Below are 1,150 nucleotides of genomic sequence, written 5' to 3'. Positions count from 1 at the left end.
GCGCCGACGGTGCGGCCGCCTTCACGGATGGCGAAGCGCAGCTTCTCTTCCATGGCGATGGGCGCGATCAGCTCGACTTCGAACTTCAGGTTGTCGCCCGGCATCACCATCTCGGTGCCGGCGGGCAGTTCGACCGTGCCGGTCACGTCCGTGGTGCGGAAGTAGAATTGCGGGCGGTAGTTCGCGAAGAACGGGGTGTGACGGCCGCCTTCTTCCTTGGTCAGGATATAGGCCTCGGCTTCGAACTTGGTGTGCGGCGTCACCGATTTCGGCTTGCACAGCACCTGGCCGCGCTCGACGTCTTCACGGCCGATACCACGCAGCAGCGCACCGATATTGTCGCCAGCCTCACCACGATCCAAGAGCTTGCGGAACATTTCCACGCCCGTGCAGGTGGTCTTCTTGGTGTCGCGGATACCGACGATCTCGATCTCGTCGCCCACGTTGATCACGCCACGCTCCACGCGGCCGGTCACAACCGTGCCGCGGCCAGAGATCGAGAACACGTCTTCGATCGGCATCAGGAAGGGCTGGTCCACGGCGCGCTCGGGCGTCGGGATGTAGCTGTCAACGGCGGCCAGCAGCTCGCGGATCGAATTCTCGCCGATTTCCGGATCACGGCCTTCCATCGCGGCCAGGGCCGAGCCCTTGATGATCGGAATATCGTCGCCGGGGTAATCGTAGGAGGACAGCAGCTCGCGGATTTCCATCTCCACCAGCTCCAGCAGCTCCTCGTCATCGACCTGGTCGACCTTGTTCATGTAGACGACCATGTAGGGAATGCCCACCTGGCGGCCCAGCAGGATGTGCTCGCGGGTCTGCGGCATGGGGCCGTCAGCGGCGTTCACAACCAGGATCGCGCCGTCCATCTGCGCGGCACCGGTGATCATGTTCTTCACGTAGTCGGCGTGGCCGGGGCAGTCCACGTGGGCGTAGTGACGCGACTCGGTCTCATACTCCACATGCGCGGTCGAGATCGTGATCCCGCGCGCCTTCTCCTCGGGCGCACCGTCAATCTGGTCATAGGCACGGAAATCACCGAAATACTTCGTGATCGCCGCCGTCAGCGTCGTCTTGCCGTGGTCAACATGGCCAATCGTGCCGATGTTCACATGCGGTTTCGTCCGGTCAAACTTTTGCTTTGCCATGG

Annotated in this window: 1 protein-coding gene; it reads right to left on the bottom strand. The window is 62.8% G+C overall.

Annotated features, from left to right (window positions below):
• Nucleotides 1-1,148: elongation factor Tu (gene tuf, locus J1C52_RS15000; protein WP_227428734.1), on the bottom strand; the 1,148-nt coding region annotated here is incomplete at its 3' end.
• Nucleotides 1,149-1,150: the final 2 nt, after the last annotated feature.

Source organism: Roseibaca sp. Y0-43 (assembly GCF_020667835.1).
Classification (GTDB): Bacteria; Pseudomonadota; Alphaproteobacteria; order Rhodobacterales; family Rhodobacteraceae; genus Roseinatronobacter.
The sequence above is the reverse complement of the archived record's forward strand: the minus strand, read 5'-3'. Positions and strand labels throughout refer to the sequence as shown.